The sequence below is a fragment of the Clavibacter michiganensis genome (assembly GCF_021216655.1).
GTDB classification, from domain to species: Bacteria; Actinomycetota; Actinomycetes; order Actinomycetales; family Microbacteriaceae; genus Clavibacter; species Clavibacter michiganensis.
This window is the reverse complement of the sequence record NZ_CP080437.1, coordinates 930,931-951,859: the sequence shown is the minus strand read 5'-3', so window position 1 is coordinate 951,859 and position 20,929 is coordinate 930,931. Positions and strand designations below refer to the sequence as shown.

Annotated in this window: 23 protein-coding genes; 13 read left to right on the top strand and 10 right to left on the bottom strand. The window is 72.3% G+C overall.

Features of this window, described 5'->3' with window-relative positions; genetic code table 11:
* Nucleotides 1-13 precede the first annotated feature (13 nt).
* The 3 genes from sufC to K0V08_RS04410 all read left to right on the top strand — a co-directional run bounded on the left by sufC (nucleotide 14) and on the right by K0V08_RS04410 (nucleotide 2,939).
* Nucleotides 14-784 carry a Fe-S cluster assembly ATPase SufC gene (sufC, locus tag K0V08_RS04420; protein WP_012038416.1) on the top strand — a complete coding sequence of 257 codons (771 nt, stop codon included), beginning with the start codon at nucleotides 14-16 and terminating at the stop codon, nucleotides 782-784.
* Between the two features lie 62 nt (nucleotides 785-846).
* The gene (locus K0V08_RS04415) at nucleotides 847-1,116 is read left to right on the top strand and encodes a metal-sulfur cluster assembly factor (RefSeq protein WP_050976368.1); all 270 of its coding nucleotides are present in this window, start codon (nucleotides 847-849) and stop codon (nucleotides 1,114-1,116) included.
* A gap of 224 nt (nucleotides 1,117-1,340) precedes the next feature.
* Nucleotides 1,341-2,939, top strand: a complete 1,599-nt coding sequence (locus tag K0V08_RS04410; protein WP_079533273.1) for an ABC-F family ATP-binding cassette domain-containing protein — start codon at nucleotides 1,341-1,343, stop codon at nucleotides 2,937-2,939.
* Nucleotides 2,940-2,944: 5 nt separating this feature from the next.
* Here K0V08_RS04410 and K0V08_RS04405 read toward each other — a convergent pair whose 3' ends face one another.
* From K0V08_RS04405 to K0V08_RS04395, 3 genes are read right to left on the bottom strand one after another with little or no spacing between them, the layout of a single operon-like run.
* Nucleotides 2,945-3,790: an SURF1 family cytochrome oxidase biogenesis protein gene (locus K0V08_RS04405; protein WP_012038413.1), complete on the bottom strand. Its 846-nt coding sequence runs from the start codon at nucleotides 3,788-3,790 to the stop codon at nucleotides 2,945-2,947.
* Entirely contained in the window at nucleotides 3,787-4,044 is a 258-nt protein-coding gene (locus tag K0V08_RS04400) for a hypothetical protein (protein ID WP_012038412.1), read from the bottom strand. Before K0V08_RS04400 ends, K0V08_RS04405 begins: the two co-directional genes overlap by 4 nt.
* Complete coding sequence (locus K0V08_RS04395) at nucleotides 4,041-4,496, bottom strand: DUF3099 domain-containing protein (protein WP_079533270.1); 456 nt, start codon at nucleotides 4,494-4,496, stop codon at nucleotides 4,041-4,043. The genes K0V08_RS04400 and K0V08_RS04395 overlap by 4 nt, the downstream gene beginning before the upstream one ends.
* Nucleotides 4,497-4,615: 119 nt before the next feature.
* On the opposite strand from K0V08_RS04395, the gene fabG reads away from it, so the two are divergent.
* Nucleotides 4,616-5,326 carry a 3-oxoacyl-ACP reductase FabG gene (gene fabG, locus K0V08_RS04390; protein ID WP_079533267.1) on the top strand — a complete coding sequence of 237 codons (711 nt, stop codon included), beginning with the start codon at nucleotides 4,616-4,618 and terminating at the stop codon, nucleotides 5,324-5,326.
* Between the two features lie 23 nt (nucleotides 5,327-5,349).
* Nucleotides 5,350-6,306, top strand: a complete 957-nt coding sequence (locus tag K0V08_RS04385) for a phosphotransferase enzyme family protein (protein ID WP_079533264.1) — start codon at nucleotides 5,350-5,352, stop codon at nucleotides 6,304-6,306.
* A 20-nt stretch (nucleotides 6,307-6,326) separates the two neighbouring features.
* Here the strand turns inward: K0V08_RS04385 and serB are convergent, their stop codons facing one another.
* Nucleotides 6,327-7,025 carry a phosphoserine phosphatase SerB gene (gene serB, locus K0V08_RS04380; protein WP_172401730.1) on the bottom strand — a complete coding sequence of 233 codons (699 nt, stop codon included), beginning with the start codon at nucleotides 7,023-7,025 and terminating at the stop codon, nucleotides 6,327-6,329.
* On the bottom strand, nucleotides 7,022-8,263 hold the full coding sequence (locus K0V08_RS04375) for a glucose-1-phosphate adenylyltransferase (RefSeq protein WP_012038407.1): 1,242 nt from the start codon (nucleotides 8,261-8,263) through the stop codon (nucleotides 7,022-7,024). Before K0V08_RS04375 ends, serB begins: the two co-directional genes overlap by 4 nt.
* Before the next feature lie 46 nt (nucleotides 8,264-8,309).
* Here K0V08_RS04375 and glgA point away from each other — a divergent pair, with 46 nt between their 5' ends.
* The 3 genes from glgA to K0V08_RS04360 all read left to right on the top strand — a co-directional run bounded on the left by glgA (nucleotide 8,310) and on the right by K0V08_RS04360 (nucleotide 10,759).
* Nucleotides 8,310-9,494, top strand: coding sequence for a glycogen synthase (gene glgA, locus K0V08_RS04370; RefSeq protein ID WP_012038406.1), 1,185 nt, complete (start codon nucleotides 8,310-8,312; stop codon nucleotides 9,492-9,494).
* Nucleotides 9,495-9,581: 87 nt separating this feature from the next.
* Nucleotides 9,582-10,370, top strand: coding sequence for an ABC transporter ATP-binding protein (locus K0V08_RS04365; RefSeq protein WP_079533767.1), 789 nt, complete (start codon nucleotides 9,582-9,584; stop codon nucleotides 10,368-10,370).
* A 131-nt stretch (nucleotides 10,371-10,501) separates the two neighbouring features.
* Nucleotides 10,502-10,759, top strand: coding sequence for a type B 50S ribosomal protein L31 (locus K0V08_RS04360; RefSeq protein ID WP_012038404.1), 258 nt, complete (start codon nucleotides 10,502-10,504; stop codon nucleotides 10,757-10,759).
* A 76-nt stretch (nucleotides 10,760-10,835) separates the two neighbouring features.
* On the opposite strand, the gene K0V08_RS04355 is transcribed toward K0V08_RS04360, so the two are convergent.
* Nucleotides 10,836-11,537, bottom strand: coding sequence for a 3'-5' exonuclease (locus K0V08_RS04355; protein ID WP_079533260.1), 702 nt, complete (start codon nucleotides 11,535-11,537; stop codon nucleotides 10,836-10,838).
* A gap of 10 nt (nucleotides 11,538-11,547) precedes the next feature.
* Nucleotides 11,548-13,281 carry a maltose alpha-D-glucosyltransferase gene (gene treS / locus K0V08_RS04350; RefSeq protein ID WP_174239530.1) on the bottom strand — a complete coding sequence of 578 codons (1,734 nt, stop codon included), beginning with the start codon at nucleotides 13,279-13,281 and terminating at the stop codon, nucleotides 11,548-11,550.
* Between the two features lie 125 nt (nucleotides 13,282-13,406).
* On the opposite strand from treS, the gene K0V08_RS04345 reads away from it, so the two are divergent.
* Both K0V08_RS04345 and K0V08_RS04340 read left to right on the top strand, forming a co-directional pair.
* The gene (locus K0V08_RS04345; protein ID WP_012038401.1) at nucleotides 13,407-14,303 is read left to right on the top strand and encodes an alpha/beta fold hydrolase; all 897 of its coding nucleotides are present in this window, start codon (nucleotides 13,407-13,409) and stop codon (nucleotides 14,301-14,303) included.
* Entirely contained in the window at nucleotides 14,300-15,394 is a 1,095-nt protein-coding gene (locus tag K0V08_RS04340; RefSeq protein ID WP_079533258.1) for a glycosyltransferase family 4 protein, read from the top strand. Before K0V08_RS04345 ends, K0V08_RS04340 begins: the two co-directional genes overlap by 4 nt.
* A gap of 53 nt (nucleotides 15,395-15,447) precedes the next feature.
* Here the strand turns inward: K0V08_RS04340 and K0V08_RS04335 are convergent, their stop codons facing one another.
* Together K0V08_RS04335 and K0V08_RS04330 are read right to left on the bottom strand one after the other, a co-directional pair.
* Complete coding sequence (locus K0V08_RS04335; RefSeq protein WP_079533255.1) at nucleotides 15,448-16,083, bottom strand: histidine phosphatase family protein; 636 nt, start codon at nucleotides 16,081-16,083, stop codon at nucleotides 15,448-15,450.
* Entirely contained in the window at nucleotides 16,080-16,934 is an 855-nt protein-coding gene (locus K0V08_RS04330) for a Sir2 family NAD-dependent protein deacetylase (RefSeq protein ID WP_012038398.1), read from the bottom strand. The genes K0V08_RS04335 and K0V08_RS04330 overlap by 4 nt, the downstream gene beginning before the upstream one ends.
* Before the next feature lie 156 nt (nucleotides 16,935-17,090).
* Between K0V08_RS04330 and K0V08_RS04325 the strand changes: the two genes are divergently transcribed.
* Together K0V08_RS04325 and K0V08_RS04320 are read left to right on the top strand one after the other, a co-directional pair.
* Nucleotides 17,091-17,900 carry a TrmH family RNA methyltransferase gene (locus tag K0V08_RS04325; RefSeq protein ID WP_079533252.1) on the top strand — a complete coding sequence of 270 codons (810 nt, stop codon included), beginning with the start codon at nucleotides 17,091-17,093 and terminating at the stop codon, nucleotides 17,898-17,900.
* The gene (locus K0V08_RS04320) at nucleotides 17,897-19,111 is read left to right on the top strand and encodes a D-alanyl-D-alanine carboxypeptidase family protein (RefSeq protein WP_079533250.1); all 1,215 of its coding nucleotides are present in this window, start codon (nucleotides 17,897-17,899) and stop codon (nucleotides 19,109-19,111) included. Before K0V08_RS04325 ends, K0V08_RS04320 begins: the two co-directional genes overlap by 4 nt.
* Nucleotides 19,112-19,126: 15 nt before the next feature.
* On the opposite strand, the gene K0V08_RS04315 is transcribed toward K0V08_RS04320, so the two are convergent.
* The gene (locus K0V08_RS04315; protein ID WP_079533247.1) at nucleotides 19,127-19,918 is read right to left on the bottom strand and encodes an SGNH/GDSL hydrolase family protein; all 792 of its coding nucleotides are present in this window, start codon (nucleotides 19,916-19,918) and stop codon (nucleotides 19,127-19,129) included.
* Between the two features lie 125 nt (nucleotides 19,919-20,043).
* On the opposite strand from K0V08_RS04315, the gene K0V08_RS04310 reads away from it, so the two are divergent.
* Nucleotides 20,044-20,895, top strand: coding sequence for a VOC family protein (locus K0V08_RS04310; RefSeq protein ID WP_012038394.1), 852 nt, complete (start codon nucleotides 20,044-20,046; stop codon nucleotides 20,893-20,895).
* The last annotated feature ends 34 nt before the right edge of the window (nucleotides 20,896-20,929 follow it).

Below are 20,929 nucleotides of genomic sequence, written 5' to 3'. Positions count from 1 at the left end.
AGGAACCGCACGCATGTCAACTCTCACCATCACCGACCTGCACGTCAGCGTCGACACCGAGCAGGGTCGCAAGCAGATCCTCAAGGGCGTCGACCTCACGATCAACGAGGGCGAGATCCACGCGATCATGGGCCCCAACGGCTCGGGCAAGTCCACGCTGGCGTACACGATCTCGGGTCACCCGAAGTACCACGTCGACTCCGGCTCGATCACGCTCGACGGCGTCGAGGTCCTCGACATGACGGTGGACGAGCGCGCCCGCGCGGGCCTGTTCCTCGCCATGCAGTACCCCGTCGAGATCCCCGGCGTCACCACCACCAACTTCCTGCGGACGGCGAAGACCGCGATCGACGGCGAGGCCCCGGCCATCCGCGGCTGGATCAAGGACGTCCGCTCCTCCATGGCGGCGCTCAAGATGGATCCCGCGTTCGCCGAGCGCAACGTCAACGAGGGCTTCTCCGGCGGCGAGAAGAAGCGCAACGAGGTCCTGCAGCTCGAGCTGCTGAAGCCCAAGTTCGCCGTGCTCGACGAGACGGACTCCGGCCTCGACGTCGACGCGCTCAAGATCGTCTCCGAGGGCGTCAACCGGGCCAAGGCGAACACGGGCCTGGGTCTCCTCCTCATCACGCACTACACGCGCATCCTCCGCTACATCCAGCCCGACTTCGTGCACGTGTTCGTCGCGGGCCGCGTCGCCGAGCAGGGTGGCCGCGAGCTGGCCGACCGCCTCGAGGAGGAGGGCTACGACCGCTTCCTCACGCCCTCGACGACGGTGGACGCGTGAGCACCCAGAGCACGCTGACCCCGCAGAAGTTCGACGAGGTCGAGGAGGCGCTCAAGGACGTCATGGATCCCGAGCTCGGGATCAACGTGGTCGACCTGGGGCTCATCTACGACCTCGCGTGGGACGACGAGAACGACGCCCTCATCATCCACATGACGCTGACGTCCGCGGGCTGCCCGCTGACGGACGTGCTCGAGGAGCAGACGGCAGAGGCGCTCGACGGCGTGGTGGACGCGTTCCGCATCAACTGGGTGTGGATGCCGCCGTGGGGCCCCGACCGGATCACGGACGACGGCCGCGACATGATGCGGGCGCTCGGCTTCTCCATGTGATCATCCGCCCGACCGCTCGTCGACGACGGCCCCACCCGCTCCGGGTGGGGCCGTCGTCGCGTCGCCCGGCCGTCGTCGGGAGGGGCTGACGGCCCTGCGTCTCGTACACTGGACCGGTCGGGTCCGATGGACGCCCTCGACCGACCGGGCTCGACCCCCTCTGCTGCGGGTCGCCCCTCTCCCACGGACCGTGGGACATCCGCTGATCAGAAGGACCTCTCACCGTGCTCGCTGTACACGAACTGGAGCTGCGCGTCGGCGCCCGCGTCCTCATGGAGGACGTCTCGTTCCGGGTGAGCCCGGGGGACAAGATCGGCCTCGTCGGCCGCAACGGCGCCGGCAAGACCACGCTCACCAAGATCCTCGCGGGAGAGGGCCAGCCCACGGGCGGCCGCATCGACCGCTCCGGCGAGATCGGCTACCTCCCGCAGGACCCGCGCTCCGGCAACCCCGAGGACCTGGCGCGCACGCGCATCCTCGACGCCCGCGGCCTCGGCACGCTGTCGCTCGACATGCAGCGCGCGATGCTCGACATGGCGTCCACGGACGACAAGGTCTCCGCGAAGGCGATGAAGGACTACGGCCGGCTCGAGGAGCGCTTCGTCGCGCTCGGCGGGTACGCGGCCGAGGCGGAGGCCGCGTCCATCGCGAGCAACCTGAGCCTGCCCGACCGGATCCTCGACCAGCCGCTCAGCACCCTCTCCGGCGGCCAGCGCCGCCGCATCGAGCTCGCGCGCATCCTGTTCTCCGGCGCCGACACGATGCTCCTCGACGAGCCCACCAACCACCTCGACGCCGACTCGGTCACGTGGCTGCGCGAGTTCCTCAAGGGCTACCAGGGCGGCCTGATCGTGATCAGCCATGATGTCGAGCTCGTCGGCGACACCGTCAACCGCGTCTTCTACCTCGACGCGAACCGCATGGTCATCGACATCTACAACATGGGCTGGAAGCACTACCAGCGCCAGCGCGCCGCCGACGAGGAGCGCCGCAAGAAGGAGCGCGCCAACGTCGAGAAGAAGGCGGGCGTCCTCCAGCTGCAAGCCGCCAAGTTCGGCGCGAAGGCGTCCAAGGCCGCCGCCGCCCACCAGATGGTGCGACGCGCGGAGAAGATGCTGTCGGGTCTCGAGGAGGTGCGCGCCGTCGACCGCGTGGCCAAGCTGCGCTTCCCCGAGCCCGTGGCCTGCGGCCGCACGCCGCTCATGGCGAGCGATCTCAGCAAGAACTACGGCTCGCTCGAGATCTTCACGGCGGTCGACCTCGCGATCGACCGCGGCAGCAAGGTCGTGATCCTCGGCCTCAACGGCGCGGGCAAGACCACGCTGCTGCGGATCCTCGCGGGCGTCGACCAGCCTGACACCGGCCGGCTCGAGCCCGGCCACGGCCTGCGCATCGGCTACTACGCGCAGGAGCACGAGACCATCGACGTGAAGCGCAGCGTGCTCGAGAACATGGTCTCCTCCTCGCCCGACATCTCCGAGATGGAAGCGCGCCGCGTGCTCGGCTCGTTCCTCTTCACGGGCGACGACTCGGCGAAGCCCGCCGGTGTCCTGTCGGGCGGCGAGAAGACCCGCCTGGCGCTCGCGATGATCGTCGTGTCGGGTGCCAACGTGCTGTTGCTCGACGAGCCCACCAACAACCTCGACCCCGCGAGCCGCGAGGAGATCCTCGGCGCGCTCAACACGTACTCCGGTGCCGTGGTGCTCGTCAGCCACGACTCGGGTGCGGTCGAGGCCCTCCACCCGGAGCGGGTCCTCATCATGCCGGAGGGCACCGAGGACCACTGGAGCCCCGACTACATGGACCTCATCGAGCTGGCCTGATCGGGTCAGCGGGCGTCGTCGAGGATCCTGTCCTCGACGTCCGCATCCGACGGCTGCTTCCGCGCGCGCTTGGCCTGTCGGGCGCGCTCGCGGTCCTGCTCATCGGGATCGTCGGCGTTGATGATCCGGTACTCGTTGCGGATGGCGACGCCGAGGCCGACGAACGCGATGATGGCGAAGACCAGCCACTGGAACGCGTAGGAGAGGTGCGGGCCCTCGTCCTCCTCGGGTCGCGGCGTCGCGAAGGGCGCGGCGTCCGCGGGCGCGGGATCCTCCGAGATCAGCAGGCCGTACGCACCCGTGAATGTGGGTGACCCGACGCGCTGGGCGATGTCCGGGAGGTTGACGGTGGCGATCTGCCCCTCGGGAGCCGAGCGTCCCGGCAGCTCCGGCTCGCCCGCCTTCAGGCGCGCGGTGACCGTGACCTCGCCGGCGGGCGGGGCGGGGACGGAGTCGGGGGAGTCCTGCGAGTTGCCGATGGGCACCCAGCCGCGGTCGACGACGAACACCCGCCCGTCGTCGAGGCGCAGGGGCGTGAGGACCTCGAAGCCGGGCTGGCCGTTGAACGGCCGGTTGCGCGCGAGCAGCTGCTCATCCACCAGGTAGGTCCCGGTCATGGTGACCGGGGTCCACTTCTGCGTGTCGACGTACGCCGACGCGTCGGCGAGCACCTGGTCGACGGGCTGCGGCGCGCGGTCCCAGTTGTCCTCGACCTTGGCGATCTCGGCGAGGGCCTCGTCGCGGCGCGCGAACTGCCAATGGCTGAGCAGCACGCACGCGATGGCGAAGACGACGGCGACGGCGAGGTAGCCGGCCCACCTGCGGTTGAGGACGAAGCGCCAGCGGCTCACGCGATCGCTCCCGCGACGGGCGCGTCGATCGCGGCGACGCGCACGGGGAAGTCCCGACCGGCGAGGAAGTCGCGCAGGAAGCCGACGTGCTCGTCGCACGCGGTCCACGTCTTCACCCGCTCGGGTCCGTGGATCCGCGGGTTGCGCCACTCGACGCGCCAGGCGGCGTCGACGCGACAGCCCGCGCGCGAGCACTCGACGACGTCGGAGGACTGCCCGGCGGATCCGAGGCCCCAGGAGGCGAGCCCGCTCACGCGTCGGTCGGCGTGTCGGGCGCGGCCGTGCCGCCCGCGGTCGTCGGATGGACGTCGGAGGCGCGCGTGGGCTCGGGCGCGCGACCGGTCTCGTACGTCGTGAAGGGCTCGGGCGTGGTGAACGCCTCCGACGCACGGAAGGGCTCCGAGGGCACGTACGGCTCGGCAGGCGGCGGGAAGCCGGAGTGGCGGGCGGACACGACGACCACGCCGCCGGGGCGCTCGACGGCCGTGCCCTGGTTGCCGCCGACGTTCGCGATGATCACGGCGAAGTACGGGAGCACGATGGCGCCGATGGCCGCGACGGCCAGCCACCAGCCCTGGAGGAAGAGGCAGGACAGGATGCAGACCATGCGGATGCTCATGGCGATGGTGTACTTGACCATGCGGGCATGGCGGTCCTCCTGCGGGGACCGGGGGAGGCTGGTGACCGACTGCTGGGGAGCTGGCATGCGTGGATGGCGTCCTTCGAGGGAGCGTCGCGCTCCCCATCGACACCAGGGTACGCCGCGCCACCGATAGGCTCGTCCGCGTCCGCGATCCCCCGCCGAGCCGTAATGGAAGGTCCCCCATGAGCACCTCACGCACCGTCGTCGTCACCGGAGGCAACAGGGGGATCGGATACGCGATCGCCGAGGAGATGCTGCGTCAGGGCCACCGCGTCGCCGTCACCGCGCGCTCCGGCCAGGGCCCCGAGGGCAGCCTGACGGTGCGCGCCGACGTGACCGACGTCGCGTCCGTCGACGCCGCGTTCACCGAGGTCGAGGCCGCGTACGGACCCGTCGAGGTCGTGGTCGCCAACGCGGGCATCACGCGCGACACCCTCATGATGCGCATGAGCGACGACGACTTCACCGAGGTCGTCGACACGAACCTGGGCGGCGCGTTCCGCGTCGTCAAGCGCGCGTCGAAGGGCATGCTCAAGGCGCGCTTCGGCCGCATCGTCCTGATCTCCAGCGTCGTCGGGCTCTACGGCTCCGGCGGGCAGGTCAACTACGCGGCGTCCAAGAGCGGGCTGGTGGGCCTCGCCCGCTCGGTCACGCGCGAGCTCGGCGGCCGCGGCATCACCGCGAACGTCGTCGCGCCGGGCTTCATCGAGACGGACATGACCGCGGAGCTGCCCGAGGCGACCGCCGCCGAGTACAAGAAGTCCATCCCCGCAGGTCGCTACGGCACCGCCGCCGAGGTCGCGGGCGTCGTGGCGTGGGTCTCCTCCGACGAGGCCGCGTACGTCTCGGGCGCCGTGATCCCGGTCGACGGCGGCCTCGGCATGGGCCACTGACGCCGTCCGTCGGGGAGAGCGCCGTGTCCGACCTCCTGGCGGCCTGGGACCTCGGTCCCGCCGCGCTCACCGAGCTGGGGGCCACGCACAACCACGCCTACCAGGTCGACGTGGACGCCGGGTCCCGCTACCTGCTGCGCCTCCACGTCGCGCGCCGGAGGCAGCACGAGATCGACCTGGAGCTCGACTGGCTCGACGTGCTCGCCGCGCGCGGCGGGCCCTCCGTGCCGGTGCCGCAGCGCACGCGCGACGGCTCCTGGACGGCGACCGTCGAGGTCGCCGTGCCGGACGACGACGAGATCGGCCTCCGCCGTGCGGTGGTGGACGCGTCGGGCGGACGCGTGGAGCGGCGCCTCGCGAGCCTGCTCACCTGGCACGACGGCGAGATGCTGAGCAGCCTCCCCGCATCGGCCGATGCCGGCCCGTTCGCCGAGACGCTGGCCGCCCTGCACGCGGTCGGCGCGGATCCGGCGGCGGTCGGGCTCGCGGGCCAGCGTCGCCGCTACGACGCGGACTACGCGACCACGCGACTGGAGCGCCTGGTCGAGGGCTACCCGGGCATCATGTCCGACGGCTCCACCGCCGACGCGCTCGCCGGTGCGATCGAGGAGCTCCGCGCCACCCTGGCGGAGGCCGGGCCGCCGATCATGGTGCACGGCGACTACCACCCGGGGAACCTGATCCAGGGGCCGACCGGCGTCTCCGTCATCGACTTCGACCGGTGCGGCCTGGGGCCCGCGGGCCTCGACGTCGCCGCAGCGATCATGTACCTCGCGCCCCGGCAGCGCGCCCAGTTCCACCGCGCCTACACGGCGGCGGGCGGCAGCACGGGCGTCCCGGACGAGCGCTTCGGCGCGTTCATCTTCCTGGCGTACCTCGACAACGTCACGCACCTCGCGAGCCTGCCCTCGGAGCGGGAGCGGATGCCCGCGAACATCGCGCAGCTCGCGGCGATCGCCCGGGCGGTCGTCACGGGCTGAGACGCGGACCCAGCGACGCGTCAGCTCGGGAGACCGAGGAGCGCGAGCACCTGCGCGAGGTCGCGGCGGTCGACGCACACGTCGGCGCGCCGACGGACGGCGGGCTTCGCGTCGAACGCGACCGAGAGCCCGGCCACGGCCATCATCTCCAGGTCGTTGGCACCGTCGCCGACCGCGACGACGCGGGCGAGCGGGATCCCGAGCTCGCGGCTCCACTCCTCCACGGCGTCGCGCTTCGCCGCGGCGTCGACGACCGGCCCCGCGACGCACCCGGTGAGACGCCCCTCGGCGGTCTCCAGCCTGTTGGCGCGCCAGAGGTCGAGGCCGAGTCGCTCGGCGAGCGGATCCAGCAGCTCGTGGAACCCGCCCGACACGACGGCGACGACGTGGCCGGCCTCGTGCAGACCCTGGATCATGCGCTCGGCACCCGGCGTGACGCGGATCCGCGCCCCCACCGTCGCGTGCACGGAGGACGGCAGCCCGGCCAGCGTCGCGACCCGCGAGCGGAGGCTCTCCGCGAAGTCGAGCTCGCCGCGCATCGCCCGGTCGGTGACGGCGGCGACCTCGTCGAGCGAGCCCGCCTCGGCCGCGAGCAGCTCGATGGCCTCGTCCTCGATGAGGGTCGAGTCGACGTCCAGGACCACGAGCATGCGCGGCAGGGCAGGGGGGACGGGCGACGCCGACGGGGCGTCCGGCGTCAGCGGGAGGACAGCGCTCACGGGGTGACGCGCACGCCCTTGCCCACGACGGTGATGCCGCCGTCGGTGACCGTGAAGCCGCGTTCGCGGTCACGATCGTGGTCGACGCCGACCGTGGCGCCGGGCTCGACCTCGACATCCTTGTCGAGGATGGCGCGCGTGATGACCGCGCCGGCCCCGATGTGCACCTTGTCGAACACGATGCTGTCGACGATGCGCGCGCCCGACTCCGCTATGACCCACGGGCCGAGCACGCTGCGCTCGACGTGGGCGCCGCTGATGACGCCGCCGAGCGAGGTGATCGAGTCGATCATGGTGCCCGTGTTGCCCTGCGCGTCGCGGACGAACTTGGCCGGCGGGCTGTTGAGCTGCTGGCTGAAGATCGGCCAGTCCTTGTTGTAGAGGTTGAACACCGGCAGCGCCGAGATGAGGTCCTGGTGCGCGTCGAAGAACGACTCGATCGTGCCGACGTCGCGCCAGTAGTACCTGTCGCGGTCGTTGGCCCCGGGGACCTCGTTGCGGTTCAGGTCGTACACGCCCGCGTTCCCCTGCTCGACGAACCACGGCACGATGTCGCCGCCCATGTCGTGCGCGGACTCCGCGTTCTCGCCGTCGCGGCGCACCGCGTCGATGAGCTGGTCGGTGTCGAAGACGTAGTTGCCCATGGACGCGAGCACCTCGCCGGGGGAGTCGTCGAGCCCCTGCGGGTCCTTCGGCTTCTCGAGGAACGCGCGGATCTGGTACGGGTTCGCGGGGTCCACGTCGATGACGCCGAACTGGTCGGCGAGCTCGATGGGCTGGCGGATCGCCGCGACCGTGGCTCCGTGTCCGGACGCGATGTGCGCCTCGATCATCTGGCTGAAGTCCATGCGGTAGACGTGGTCCGCGCCGACCACGACGACGATGTCGGGCTTCTCGTCGTTGATGAGGTTGAGGCTCTGCAGGATCGCGTCCGCCGAGCCGCTGAACCAGCGCTTGCCGAGCCGCTGCTGCGCGGGCACCGACGCGATGTAGGAGTTGAGCATCTGGTTGAGGCGCCAGGTCTGCGACACGTGGCGGTCGAGCGAGTGCGACTTGTACTGCGTCAGCACGACGATCTGCGTGAGCCCCGAGTTGATGAGGTTGGAGAGCGCGAAGTCGATGAGCCGGTACTGCCCGCCGAACGGGACGGCGGGCTTCGCCCGGTCCGCGGTGAGCGGCATGAGGCGCTTGCCCTCGCCGCCGGCGAGCACGATTCCAAAGATCTTCTTCGATGCCATTGCTCCAGCGTAGATGCACGTCGGGGCATGTACTAGCGTTCGACCAATGCGAGCAGACGTGATCACCAAGGAGTATCCGCCCGAGGTCTACGGGGGTGCCGGGGTCCATGTCACGGAGCTCGTGAAGGCCATGCGGCAGCAGACGGAGGTCGTCGTCCGGGCCTTCGGGGCGCCCCGTGATGAGCCCGGCGTGTTCTCCTATCCCGTCCCGTCGGAGCTCGCGGGCGCCAACGCGACGCTGCAGACGATGGCCGTCGACCTGGCGATCGCGAGCGACGTCGCGGGCGCCGACGTCGTCCACTCGCACACCTGGTACGCGAACCACGCGGGCCACGTCGCGTCGATGCTGCACGGGATCCCGCACGTCGTCACCGCGCACAGCCTCGAGCCGCTGCGCCCGTGGAAGGCCGAGCAGCTGGGCGGCGGCTACCGCGTCTCCAGCTGGATCGAGCGCACCGCGTACGAGGCTGCTGACGCGGTGATCGCGGTCAGCGACGGCATGAAGCGCGACATCCTCCGCTCGTACCCCGCGCTCGACGAGGCCCGGGTGCACACGGTCTACAACGGCATCGACCTCGCGTCGTGGGCGCCTGTGCACGACGACGAGCTCGTGCGCTCGCTCGGCGTCGACCCGTCGCGTCCCTCGGTCGTGTTCGTCGGCCGGATCACGCGTCAGAAGGGCCTGCCCTACCTCCTCCGCGCCGCCGCGCTGCTGCCCGCCGACGTGCAGATGGTCCTGTGCGCGGGCGCGCCCGACACCCCGCAGATCATGGAGGAGGTCACGGCCCTCGTCCGCGGCCTGCAGGAGGAGCGCTCGGGCGTCGTGTGGATCGACCGCCTGCTGCCGCGCCGCGAGCTCTCGGCCGTCCTCACGGCCGGAACCGTCTTCGTCTGCCCGTCCGTCTACGAGCCGCTCGGCATCGTGAACCTCGAGGCCATGGCCTGCGGCGCGCCCGTCGTCGGCACGGCCACGGGCGGGATCCCCGAGGTCGTCGACGACGGCGTCACCGGCCGCCTCGTCCCCATCGACCAGGCCACGGACGGCACGGGCACGCCCACCGATCCCGAGCGCTTCGTCCGGGACCTGGCCGCCGCGTTGACGGAGGTCGTCGCGGATCCCGACGCCGCGCGCCGCATGGGGGAGGCCGGCCGCGTCCGCGCCGAGCGCGAGTTCGGCTGGGACCGCATCGCGCGCCAGACCGAGGCGATCTACGCGTCGATCCTGCGCTGATCGACCGGGCACCGGCCCCCACGAGGTCGGCCCGGCGCTCCCCACGACCGGGCGGGTCGCGCGGCCCGGGCCGGTAGACTCGTGCGCATGAGCCACGTCCTCTCCCTGTCCGGAGTGTCCTTCGTCCGGAACGGGACGACCATCCTCGACCAGGTGGAGTGGACGGTGGACGGCGACGAGCGCTGGGTCGTCCTCGGCCCGAACGGCGCCGGGAAGACGAGCCTCCTGCAGATCGCCTCCGCCATGGCCCACCCGTCCTCCGGCACCGCGACGGTCCTCGACCACGAGCTCGGCCGGGTCGACGTGTTCGAGCTGCGCTCGCGCATCGGCTTCGCGTCCACCGCGATGGCCCGGCGGATCCCCGCGGACGAGACCGTGCTCGACGTCGTGCTCACCGCCGCGTACTCGGTCACGGGCCGCTGGAACGAGGACTACGAGGACATCGACGTGCGCCGCGCCCAGCGCGTGCTCGCCGAGTGGCGCCTCGGCCACCTCGAGCAGCGGCGGTTCGGCACGCTGAGCGACGGCGAGCAGAAGCGCGTGCAGATCGCGCGCTCGATCATGACCGATCCCGAGCTGCTCCTCCTCGACGAGCCGGCCGCGAGCCTCGACCTCGGCGCGCGCGAGGAGCTGCTGCAGCTCCTCGGCGGCTACGCGTCGGCGCCCGAGGCGCCCGGCATCGTCATGGTCACGCACCACGTCGAGGAGATCCCGCGCGGTTTCACGCACGCGCTGCTGCTGCGCGAGGGAGCGGTCGTCGCCGCGGGTCCGCTCGCGGACGTCATCACGGCCGACAACCTCGGCCGGGCCTTCGGCCTCGCGCTCGAGGTCACGCACGACGACGGCCGCTTCACGGCCCGCGCCGTCCGCTCCTGACCCCGTCGGACGGCCCCCGGCGCGCCTGCCCGTTCGCGGCACCCGTCTGGTAGGCTCGTCCACTGGTCCGGTGATCATCCCGGGCACCCACGCTTCCCAATCAGACTCCAGAAACGACGAAGGACACCCCGATGAAGACCGACATCCACCCCAAGTACGCCCCCGTCGTCTTCCGCGACCTCGCCTCCGGCGCGACCTTCCTCACGCGCTCCACCGTGAGCAGCTCCAAGACCATCGAGTGGGAGGACGGCAACACGTACGCCGTCATCGACGTCGAGATCTCGAGCGAGTCGCACCCGTTCTACACGGGCAAGCAGCGCATCATGGACTCCGCCGGACGCGTCGAGAAGTTCAACTCGCGCTACGCGGGTTTCGGCACCAAGAAGTAGCAGCCTCCCGCTGCAGCACGAAGGGCGCCCGGCCTCGGCCGGGCGCCCTTTGTCGTCCAGGGCCGAGGGAGGGGGATCAGGATCCGGCGTGCCGCTCGGGCCAGGCGCCGGACGTCGTGAACGCCGGATCGCGCGTGCGGCGCATGTAGTCCTGGAAGCTCTCCGCCTGCACGCGTGACCAGTCGACCTGGCGGTCGTGGAGGTCGAGCACGGGGATGTCGAGCTGGTCCGCGTAGCGTCCGGCGATGGCCTGGGCCACCCGACCGGCGGCGATGGCGTCCGCGCCGGCGTCGTGCGCGTCGTCGAGGCGGACGCCGTAGTGCTCCGCGGCGACGGACAGCGTGCGCTTGCCGCGGCGGTAGGTGTCGACGGCCTTGTCGATGACGAGCGGGTCGATGACGGGGCCGGTGTCGCGCAGGGGCTCGACCCCGTGCCGCACGGCCTCCCGGTTGAGGAGCGTGAGGTCGTAGGGCGCGTTGTAGACCACCAGCGCGAGGCCGCGGGCGAACATCGCACGGATGGTGGTGACGATCTCGAGGACGACCACCGCGGCGTCGCGCCCCTCGGCGCGGGCTCGCTCCGTGGTGACGCCGTGGATGGCGGCCGCGCCCGCGGGGATCTCGACCCCGGGATCCGCGAGCCAGTCGTGCCGCTCGAGGACCTCGCCCTGCGCGTCCAGGACGACGATGCACGCCGTGACGATGCGCGCGGTCTCGACGTCCACCCCCGTCGTCTCGAGGTCGAACGAGGCCAGGGTGTCGTGCCAGCGGGAGGTCATCCTGTAGATGCTACGGGCGACCGCCGATGGCAGGCGCACCCATGTGCAGCCAGTAGAAGCTCTGCGTCGCGAGCGTCAGCGTGAGCCGGCCGTCGTCGCCGACCGTCGGGAAGACGCCGCCGCCGAAGAGGTCGTAGAGCTGGGATCCCGCGAAGTCGGACGCGTCGATCGTGACCGAGACGGGGTTGTGGGCGAACGAGAAGACGCAGAGCACGTCCTCCGCGCGGTCGCCGAAGTGCGTGCCGCTGCCCTCGTAGGAGCGGACGAAGGCGAGGACGCTCTCGTGATCGGTCGGGAGCACGCGGATGGTGCCCTGGCCGAAGACGGGGTGGGCCTTGCGCACGTGGATCACGTTGCGCACCCAGTGCAGCAGCGACCGCGACTGCGCCAGCTGCGACTCGACGTTGATCTGCGCGTAGTTGTAGACGAGCGACTGCACGACGGGCAGGTAGAGCTTCCCCGGGTCGGCGGTGGAGAAGCCGGCGTTGCGGTCGGGCGTCCACTGCATGGGCGTGCGCGAGGCGTCGCGGTCCGGCAGCCAGATGTTGTCGCCCATGCCGATCTCGTCGCCGTAGTAGAGGAACGGGCTGCCGGGGAGGGAGAACAGCAGCGCGTGCACGAGCTCGAGCTCGGCGCGCGAGTTGTCGAGGAGCGGCGCCAGGCGGCGGCGGATGCCGATGTTGACGCGCATGCGCGGGTCGTAGGCGTACCAGCCGTACATGGCCTGGCGGTACTCCTCGCTCACCATCTCGAGCGTGAGCTCGTCGTGGTTGCGGAGGAAGACGCCCCACGCGGCCGCCTCGGGGATCTCGAACGTCTCGCTCATGATCCGCTTCAGCTCGTCCGCGGTCTGCGAGCGGAGGGAGTAGAAGATGCGCGGCATGATCGGGAAGTCGAACGCCATGTGGCACTCGGGCTCCTCCTCGGTGCCGAGGAACGCGGAGACCTCGCGGGGCCACTGGTTCGCCTCGGCGATGAGGATCCGGCCCGGGTACTCCTCGTCGACCATGGCGCGGAGGCGCTTGAGGAACTCGTGCGTGGCGGGCTCGCCCTCGCCGTTGCCCTCCTCGGTCTCGTAGAGGTAGGGGATCGCGTCCAGGCGGAGGCCGTCGACGCCCATGTCGAGCCAGTGGCGGATGACGCCGTAGATGGCCTCGTGCACCTTCGGGTTGTCGAAGTTGAGGTCGGGCTGGTGCGAGAAGAACCGGTGGAAGAAGAATTGGCGGCGCACCGGGTCGAAGGTCCAGTTGGACTCCTCGGTGTCGACGAAGATGACGCGGATGTCCTCGTACTTCTCGTCCGTGTCGCTCCAGACGTAGAAGTCGCCGTACGGGCCGTCGGGGTCGGACCGCGACTGCTGGAACCACTCGTGCTGGTCGGAGGTGTGGTTCATCACGAGGTCGATCACGATGCGCATGTTGCGCTCGTGCGACTTGGTGACGAGCTCCTTGAAGTCGTCGAGCGTGCCGAACTCGGGGAGCACCGACATGTAGTCGCTGATGTCGTAGCCGCCGTCGCGGAGCGGGGACTGGAAGAACGGGGGGATCCACAGGCCGTCGATGCCGAGCCACTGCAGGTAGTCGAGCTTGGAGATGAGGCCCTGGATGTCGCCGGTGCCGTCGCCGTTCGAGTCGACGAACGAGCGGATCATCACCTCGTAGAAGACCGAGCGCTTGTACCACTGCTTGTCGAGGGTGAGTCCGGGCAGGGTGATGGGGGCGGTGAAGCTCACGGTTCTCCTCATGGGCGCGACGGGGGCGTCGACTCGGGGCGGGAAGGCTCGTCGCAACTCTAGGCGCGGAAGGCCGGGCGGACGGAGCCCGGCGCGCCCGGGGTCCGGGGCGGCGCCCGCTCGTAGACTCGTCCCCGATGACCGTCCCCTCGCCCTACGCCGCCCAGCTCGACCGCATCCCCGTGGTCCGCCGCACCGTCGACCTCCTCGGGAGCCGAACCGCCTGGTGGGAGTACGGGCCCGCCGACGCCCCGCAGACGCTCGTCGTCGTGCACGGGTTCCGCGGGGACCACCACGGGCTGGAGCCGGTCGTCGCGCAGCTGCCGGGCGTGCGGATCCTCTCGCCCGACCTGCCGGGGTTCGGCGACTCCACGCCGCTCGTCGACGCGCGGCACGACATCCCCGGGTACGCCGCGTGGCTGCGCGCGTTCGTCGACGCCACCGGCTCGCGCGACGCCACCGTGCTCGGGCACTCGTTCGGATCCATCGTCGTCTCGGCCGCGCTGGCTGACGGCCTGCCGAGCCCGCGCGCGATCCTGGTCAACCCGATCGCCGCGCCCGCGCTCGAGGGGCCCCGGGGCATCCTCACCCGGCTCGCCGTGCTCTACTACCGCGCCGCCGCCGTGCTGCCCGAGCGGGCGGGCTTCGGCCTGCTGCGCAACCGGGCCATCGTGCGCGTGATGAGCGAGGCCATGGCGAAGACGCGCGACCGCTCGCTCCGCCGGTGGATCAACGACCAGCACGACCGCTTCTTCAGCGCGTTCAGCGACCGCCGCGTCGTGCTGGAGGCGTTCCGCGCGTCGGTGTCGTCGGACGCGAGCACCTACGCGCCCCGCGTCGACGTCCCCGTGCTGCTCGTCGCCGCCGAGCGCGACGACATCACGCCCGTCGCCGCGCAGCACCGGCTGCGGCGCCTGTTCGCCGACGCCCGGCTCGAGGTGATCCCGCGGGTCGGGCACCTCATCCACTACGAGACGCCCCGGGAGGCGGCCGGCTCCATCCGCGCGTTCCTGGACGAGGGGAGCGCGTCATGAGGCTCGTGTTCGACTGCAGGTACACGCGCATCGGCCGGCACGACGGGATCAGCCGCTACGGCGCGGAGCTCGTCGCGCGGCTGGGCGCACGCTTCGACGTGACCATGCTCATCAGCGACCACCGCCAGCTCGCGCTCCTGCCCGACCTGCCGTGGCAGCTGGTCAGCTCGCCGACCGGCGCCCGGGAGCCGTGGGTCGCCCGACGCGTGTCGCGCATGCGTCCCGACGTCGTCTACAGCCCCATGCAGACGATGGGATCCCGCGGCCGCACCTACCCGCTCGTGCTCACGCTGCACGACCTCATCTACTACCGGCACCGGCGTCCGCCCCGTGACCTGCCCGCGCCCGTGCGCACGCTCTGGCGGGCCTTCCACCTCGCGTGGTGGCCGCAGCGGCTGCTGCTCGACCGGGCCGACGCGATCGTGACCGTGAGCGAGACGACGCGCGGGCTCATCCGCGCGCACCGGCTCACCACGCGGCCCGTGGTCGTCGTGCCGAACGCGGCCGAGCTCGCACCCGCGCCCGACGGCCACCCGGACGGGCCGCGCGAGGCGCCCGCGGAGCGCACGCTCGTCTACATGGGCTCGTACATGCCCTACAAGAACGTCGAGACGCTCGTGCGCGCGGCCGACGACCTGCCCGACCACGAGCTGCACCTCATGAGCCGCGTCGGGTCCGCCGAGCGCGCGCGGCTGGAGGGGCTCGCCGACGGCGCGCGCCTGGTCTTCCGCGACGGCGCGAGCGACGACGAGTACGCGCTGACGCTCCGGCACGCGACCGCGCTGCTCACGGCGTCGCGCGACGAGGGCTTCGGGATCCCCGTCATCGAGGCGATGAGCGTCGGCCTGCCCGTCGTGGTCAGCGACATCCCGATCTTCCGCGAGATCGGCGGTGACGCGGCCGTGTACGTGGATCCGGACGACGCCGAGGGGTTCGCTGCGGCCGTGCGCGCGCTGGAGGACCCGGATGAGTGGCGGCGGCGGTCCGCCGCGTGCATCGCCCGCGCCGCCGAGTACGACTGGGACCGGTCGGCGGAGGCGCTCGGCGACCTCCTCGAGCAGGTCGCGCGCACGGGGCGCCGCGGGGCCTGAAGCCGAGGCGGTCGCCGACCGGTCGTCGTCCGCTCAGGCGGGGCGGACCCGGATCAGGCCCGGCGCGCGGGATCGAGGTCCGCGATCGCTCCCAGGTCGGCCACCCCGCCGAAGCGGAGCAGCGACAGCTCGCCGTCGACCACGCCGAACGTGTGCGCCGAGCCGTTCTCGATCATGGGCCCCGGGCGCGTGCCGAGCGACGCGTCGAGGCTGCGGGCCAGCGCCGCGATGACGCCGCCGTGCGACACCGCGATGATCGACCCGCCGGGGTGCCGCTCCGCGAGCCGGAGGAGCGCCGCTCCCGCCCGCTCGGTGACGGACTCCACGGTCTCGCGGCCGGGCACGTCGCCGTCCGGGAAGCGCGCCTCGATCTCCGCGTGCGTGAGTCCCTCGGCGAGGCCGTAGCGGCGTTCGGCGAGCGCAGGCTCCGGCAGCGGGCCCATCGTGGGCGCGCCGCCGAGCGCGAGGTGCTCCGCGATGATCGACGCGGTCTCGAAAGCGCGGCTGAGCGGGCTCGCGTGCACCGCGTCCCAGCCCGCGCCACCCGCGACGGCCGCGGCGAGCAGCGCACCCGCGGTGGCCGCCTGCGCGCGGCCTGTGTCGTCGAGCGGGATGTCGCTGGATCCCTGCACGCGCCGCTCCACGTTCCACGCGGTGCGGCCGTGGCGCACGAGCACGATCCGGGTCACGACGCGAGCTCCGTCGCGATGGCGCGGAGGATCTCGCTGGTGCCGCCCTCGAGGCGCACCGTGGCGCGGGTGTCGCCCTTCGTGGTGCCGCGGTTGAGGATCACGATCGGCATGCGGCTCCTCCGGGCGATCTCGAGCAGGCGGATCCCGGAGTTGACCGCGAGGGACGACCCGGCGATGAGGAGCACGTCCGCGTCGGACACGATGGCGCCCGCCTCGCGGAAGCGCTCCGTGGGCACGAGCTCCCCGAAGAAGACCACGTCGGGCTTGAGCATGCCGCCGCAGACGCTGCAGACGGGGATCCGGAACCGGTCGACGTCGTGCACCTGGGCGTCGCCGTCGGGGTTGAGCTCCACCGCGTCGGGCAGGTCGAGCCAGGGGTTCTCGGCGCTGATGCGGTCGGCGATCGCGGAGCGCGCGTACGCCTGCCCGCAGTCGAGGCAGAGGACGCGGTCGAGCGAGCCGTGCAGGTCCACGACGCGGCGGGATCCCGCCCGCTCGTGCAGGCCGTCGACGTTCTGCGTGACGAGCCCGCCCACGACGCCGGCCGCCTCGAGGTCGGCGAGCGCCGCGTGCCCGTCGTTCGGACGAGCGGAGCTGAAGGCCTTCCAGCCGAGGTGCCCGCCCGCCCAGTAGCGGCGGCGGAAGTCGTCGCCCTCGCTGCGGAACTGCTGGAACGTCATGGGGTTCCGCTTCGGGGCGCCCTCGCCGCGGTAGTCGGGGATGCCGGAGTCGGTGCTGAGGCCGGCGCCCGTGAGGACGGCGGTGCGACGGCCGCGCATCAGCTCGACCGCCTCGGCGATCGTGGACCCCGCCGGGGGTCGGGGATCGTCACGGAGAGCGGTGCTCATGGGGCCTCCCGGTGCCGAGCTGGCGCCCCGCCGTGTCGGCGGGCGGCGACGGGGCAGGGCATCATTGTCCTGTCGAGTCTAGACAGCGCATCCCCGCGACGGCTCCGCGTGACGAGGCCCCGCATCCGCGACGGGGCGGACGGAGGAAGGACCGGCGTGCACATCCACCGCATCGAGGACCTCTCCTCGCCGGGCCTGGAGGACTACTCGCGTCTCACGGACGTGGCCCTCCGCCGGGTGAGCGAGCCCGCGGGCGGCCTCTACATCGCCGAGTCCACCAAGGTCATGGGCCGCGCGCTCGCCGCGGGTCACGTGCCGCGGTCGGTGCTGGTGCAGGAGCAGTGGCTCGACGACGCCGCCCCGCTCCTCGAGGGCTTCCCGGACGTCCCCGTGTTCGTGGGCGCGGCCGCCGTGCTCGAGCGGCTCACCGGGTACAACCTGCACCGCGGGGCGCTCGCCGCGATGCACCGTCCGCCCCTGCCCGCCGTCGCCGACGTGCTGCGCGACGCGCGCCGGGTCGTCGTCCTGGAGGACATCGTCGACCACACGAACGTCGGGGCGATCTTCCGCGCGGTGGCCGGGATCGGCGCCGACGCCGTGCTCATCACCCCGCGCTGCGCCGACCCGCTCTACCGGCGGAGCGTGCGCGTCAGCATGGGCACCGTGCTGCAGGTGCCGTGGACCCGGCTGCCCGAGTGGTCGGAGGCCGCGCCGCTGCTGCACGAGGCCGGCTTCCACCTCGCGGCGCTCGCCCTGGAGGACGACGCCGTCACGCTCGACGCCTTCGCGGCGGATCCGCCCGAGCGGATCGCGCTCGTGCTCGGCACCGAGGGCGACGGCCTCAGCCGCCACGCGCTCCGCCACGCGGACACGACGGTCGTGATCCCGATGCTGCACGGCGTGGACTCGCTGAACGTGGCCGCGGCGAGCGCCGTCGCCCTGTACGCGCTGCGGGTCCCCGCGTGAGCCGGGCCCGCCGGCTCACCGTCACGTCCGTCGTCGCGGCGCTCCTCGTCTCGGCGGGCGTGTACGTCCCGGTGACCCTCACGGCGGATCCGCCGGCCGCGGTCGCTCAGGTCGACGCGCCGTCGCCCGTGGTCGCCGTCCCGACGCCGGAGTCCTGGCCGGGCGACGGCGTCTCGGCGGTCGGCGCCATCGGCTTCGACGGCGTCCTCGCGACGAACGAGGCCACGCCCGTGTCCCGGCCGATGGCGAGCATCACCAAGACCGTGACCGCGCTCGTCGTGCTGAAGGCGAAGCCCCTCGCTCCCGGGGAGGACGGGCCGCAGGTCACCTTCACGGCCGAGGACGAGGCGCTCCGCGGGGAGATCCTCAAGCAGGACGGCATCGTCGAGCCCGCGGTCGCCGGCACGAGCCTCTCGCAGCGGGACCTGCTCGAGGGCGCGCTGCTCGCGAGCGCCAACAACTACGCGGCGGCGCTCGGGGTCTGGGCGTACGGCTCGAACGACGCCTTCGTCGCGGCCGCGAACGCCTGGCTCGCCGAGCAGGGGCTCACGGGCACGCACGTCGCCGACGCGATGGGGCTCTCGCCGGAGACCGTGAGCACGACGGCCGACCTCGTCCGCATCGGCGAGATGGTGCTGGCCGATCCGGTGCTCTCGGGCATCGTCGACCAGCGCAGCGCCGACGTGGCGGGGGTGGGGACCGTCGAGAACCGCAACCTGCTGGCGGGCGTCCCCGGATTCCGCGGGATCAAGACCGGCACGCTCGAGCAGGCGGGCAAGTGCCTGCTCTGGGCGGTGGACACGAAGGTCGGCGACCGCGACGTGACCCTGGTCGGCGTGACGCTCGGCGCGAAGGACCACGCCGAGCTCGCCCGGCAGGTGACCGCGCTGCTGCCGACGGTCACGGCGAACATGCACGTGGTGCAGGTGGCCTCCTCGGGGGAGCCGTTCGCCGACTACACGACGGCGTGGGGTGCGACCGCGCGGGCCGTCGCCACCGAGGACCGGTCGCTCCTGGTGTGGGGCGACACGCCCGTCACCACGACCGTCGAGGCGTCCGGATCCGGGGAGGCTGCCGCGGGCACCCAGGTCGGCACGGCGACGGTCACGGCCGGGCAGGAGACGGTGCGGGTGCCGCTCGCGCTCGACCGGGCGATCCCGGGCCCCGACGGCTGGTGGCGCCTCGGCAACCCGGGCGAGCTGCTCGGCTGAGGCCCCGCCGGCCCGTCAGCTACCGGCGTCGACGCGCGTCCACGGCGACGCGTCCGGCCGCTTGGCCGTGCGCCCGTCGCCCGAGGACTGGTGGCGCAGGCGCCGCAGCACCCACGGCACGAAGTACGCGCGCGCCCAGTCGATGTCGCCCGCGCGCGCCTGGCTCCAGGTGCGCGGCGGGAGCGGCTCGGGCTTCAGCGGTTCGAGGTCGTTCTCGACGGCGAGCGCCTGCAGCACCATGCGCGCCACGGTGTGGTGGCCGAGCGGCGCGAGGTGGAGCCGGTCGATGTCCCACATGCGCGGGTCCTGTATCTCGGTGAGCGACCACTGGTCGGCCACGATGCAGTCGTGCCGGGCCGCGACCGCGCGGATGTCCTCGTTGTAGATCGCGACCTTGCCGCGCAGCCGCCCGAAGACGGGGGAGAACTTGACGTCGGTGCCCGTGAAGAGCACCACGGTCGCGCCCTCGGAGGAGAGCCGGGCGACCATCTGGTCGAGGCGGTCGGCGAGGCGGTCGGGGTCGGCGCCGGGCCGGAGGATGTCGTTGCCGCCCGCGGAGAGCGACACGAGGTCGGGGTGCAGCGCGAGCGCGGGCTCGACCTGCTCGTCGGCGATCTGGCCTAGCAGCCGGCCGCGGATGGCGAGGTTGGCGTAGGAGAAGCCCTCGACCTGGTCGGCCAGCACCTCGGCGACGCGGTCGGCCCAGCCGCGGTGCCCGCCGGGGCTGCCCGGCTCGGGGTCGCCGATGCCCTCCGTGAAGGAGTCGCCGAGGGCGACGTAGCGGCGCCAGGGGTGGGGCTCGGTCATGCGGGTCCTTCCGGGTGGGTCGCTCCCATCATAGGAACGCCCTCGGGCGGCCCCGGGAATGCGGGCTCGCATCCGTTTGTTGAGCATTCAAGCAATAGGACGCACCACCCGAGGAACGAGGACCCATGCCCGATCTGCTCTCCGCCGCCACGACCATGGGACCCGTGACCCTCCTGGTCGGCGACCTCGACCGGATGACCGCCTACTACCGCGACGCCGTCGGCCTCGAGCAGCTGCACGAGGGCACGGAGTCCACGACGCTCGGGCGCGGGGGAGTGCCCGCGGTCGTCCTCGAACCCGCGAGCGGCCTCGACCTCCCGAGCCCCGGGAACGCCGGCCTCTTCCACACGGCCGTGCTCTTCGACGAGCCCGCAGCGCTCGCCCGCTCCGTCGCCTCGCTCGCGCAGCGCGCCCCCGGCACCTTCACCGGCAGCGCCGACCACCTCGTGAGCCGCGCGTTCTACTTCACCGACCCGGAGGGCAACGGCGTCGAGCTCTACACCGACCGTCCGCGCGACGAGTGGACGTGGCAGGACGGCCGGATCGTCATGGACTCGCTCCGGCTCGACCCGAACGCATTCCTCCGGGACGAGCTCGCTCCCGTCTCCGACGCCGCCTCCGACGCGGCCGGAATCGGCCACGTGCACCTGCAGGTGGGCGACACGGAGCAGGCGTCCGCCTTCTACGTCGACACGCTGGGCTTCGAGCTCGTCGCCGGCTGGCACGGATCCGCGATCTTCGTGTCCGCCGGCGGGTACCACCACCACATGGCCATGAACACCTGGAACAGCCGGGGCGCCGGCCGGCGTCCCGCGACGCTCGGGCTCGGCACCGTGCGGATCGATGTCCCCACGCGCGACGAGGTCGAGGCGGTGGACGCGCGCCTCCGCGCCGCCGGCGTCGCCACGCGCGACGACGGACGGGAGCTCGCCTTCGAGGACCCGTGGGGCAACGCCCTGGTGCTGTCCGCCGCCTGAGCGCCGGCACCCGGCGGGTCGCACGACGGGCGCG

Excerpts from the sequence above, each read along its gene's own strand:
- sufC (WP_012038416.1), top strand. The coding sequence starts at position 14 with ATGTCAACTCTCACCATCACCGACCTGCACGTCAGCGTCGACACCGAG.
- K0V08_RS04415 (WP_050976368.1), top strand. The coding sequence starts at position 847 with ATGGATCCCGAGCTCGGGATCAACGTGGTCGACCTGGGGCTCATCTAC.
- K0V08_RS04395 (WP_079533270.1), bottom strand. The coding sequence starts at position 4,496 with ATGCCAGCTCCCCAGCAGTCGGTCACCAGCCTCCCCCGGTCCCCGCAG.
- fabG (WP_079533267.1), top strand. The coding sequence starts at position 4,616 with ATGAGCACCTCACGCACCGTCGTCGTCACCGGAGGCAACAGGGGGATC.
- K0V08_RS04375 (WP_012038407.1), bottom strand. The coding sequence starts at position 8,263 with ATGGCATCGAAGAAGATCTTTGGAATCGTGCTCGCCGGCGGCGAGGGC.
- glgA (WP_012038406.1), top strand. The coding sequence starts at position 8,310 with ATGCGAGCAGACGTGATCACCAAGGAGTATCCGCCCGAGGTCTACGGG.
- K0V08_RS04365 (WP_079533767.1), top strand. The coding sequence starts at position 9,582 with ATGAGCCACGTCCTCTCCCTGTCCGGAGTGTCCTTCGTCCGGAACGGG.
- K0V08_RS04360 (WP_012038404.1), top strand. The coding sequence starts at position 10,502 with ATGAAGACCGACATCCACCCCAAGTACGCCCCCGTCGTCTTCCGCGAC.
- K0V08_RS04355 (WP_079533260.1), bottom strand. The coding sequence starts at position 11,537 with ATGACCTCCCGCTGGCACGACACCCTGGCCTCGTTCGACCTCGAGACG.
- treS (WP_174239530.1), bottom strand. The coding sequence starts at position 13,281 with ATGAGGAGAACCGTGAGCTTCACCGCCCCCATCACCCTGCCCGGACTC.
- K0V08_RS04345 (WP_012038401.1), top strand. The coding sequence starts at position 13,407 with ATGACCGTCCCCTCGCCCTACGCCGCCCAGCTCGACCGCATCCCCGTG.
- K0V08_RS04340 (WP_079533258.1), top strand. The coding sequence starts at position 14,300 with ATGAGGCTCGTGTTCGACTGCAGGTACACGCGCATCGGCCGGCACGAC.
- K0V08_RS04330 (WP_012038398.1), bottom strand. The coding sequence starts at position 16,934 with ATGAGCACCGCTCTCCGTGACGATCCCCGACCCCCGGCGGGGTCCACG.
- K0V08_RS04315 (WP_079533247.1), bottom strand. The coding sequence starts at position 19,918 with ATGACCGAGCCCCACCCCTGGCGCCGCTACGTCGCCCTCGGCGACTCC.
- K0V08_RS04310 (WP_012038394.1), top strand. The coding sequence starts at position 20,044 with ATGCCCGATCTGCTCTCCGCCGCCACGACCATGGGACCCGTGACCCTC.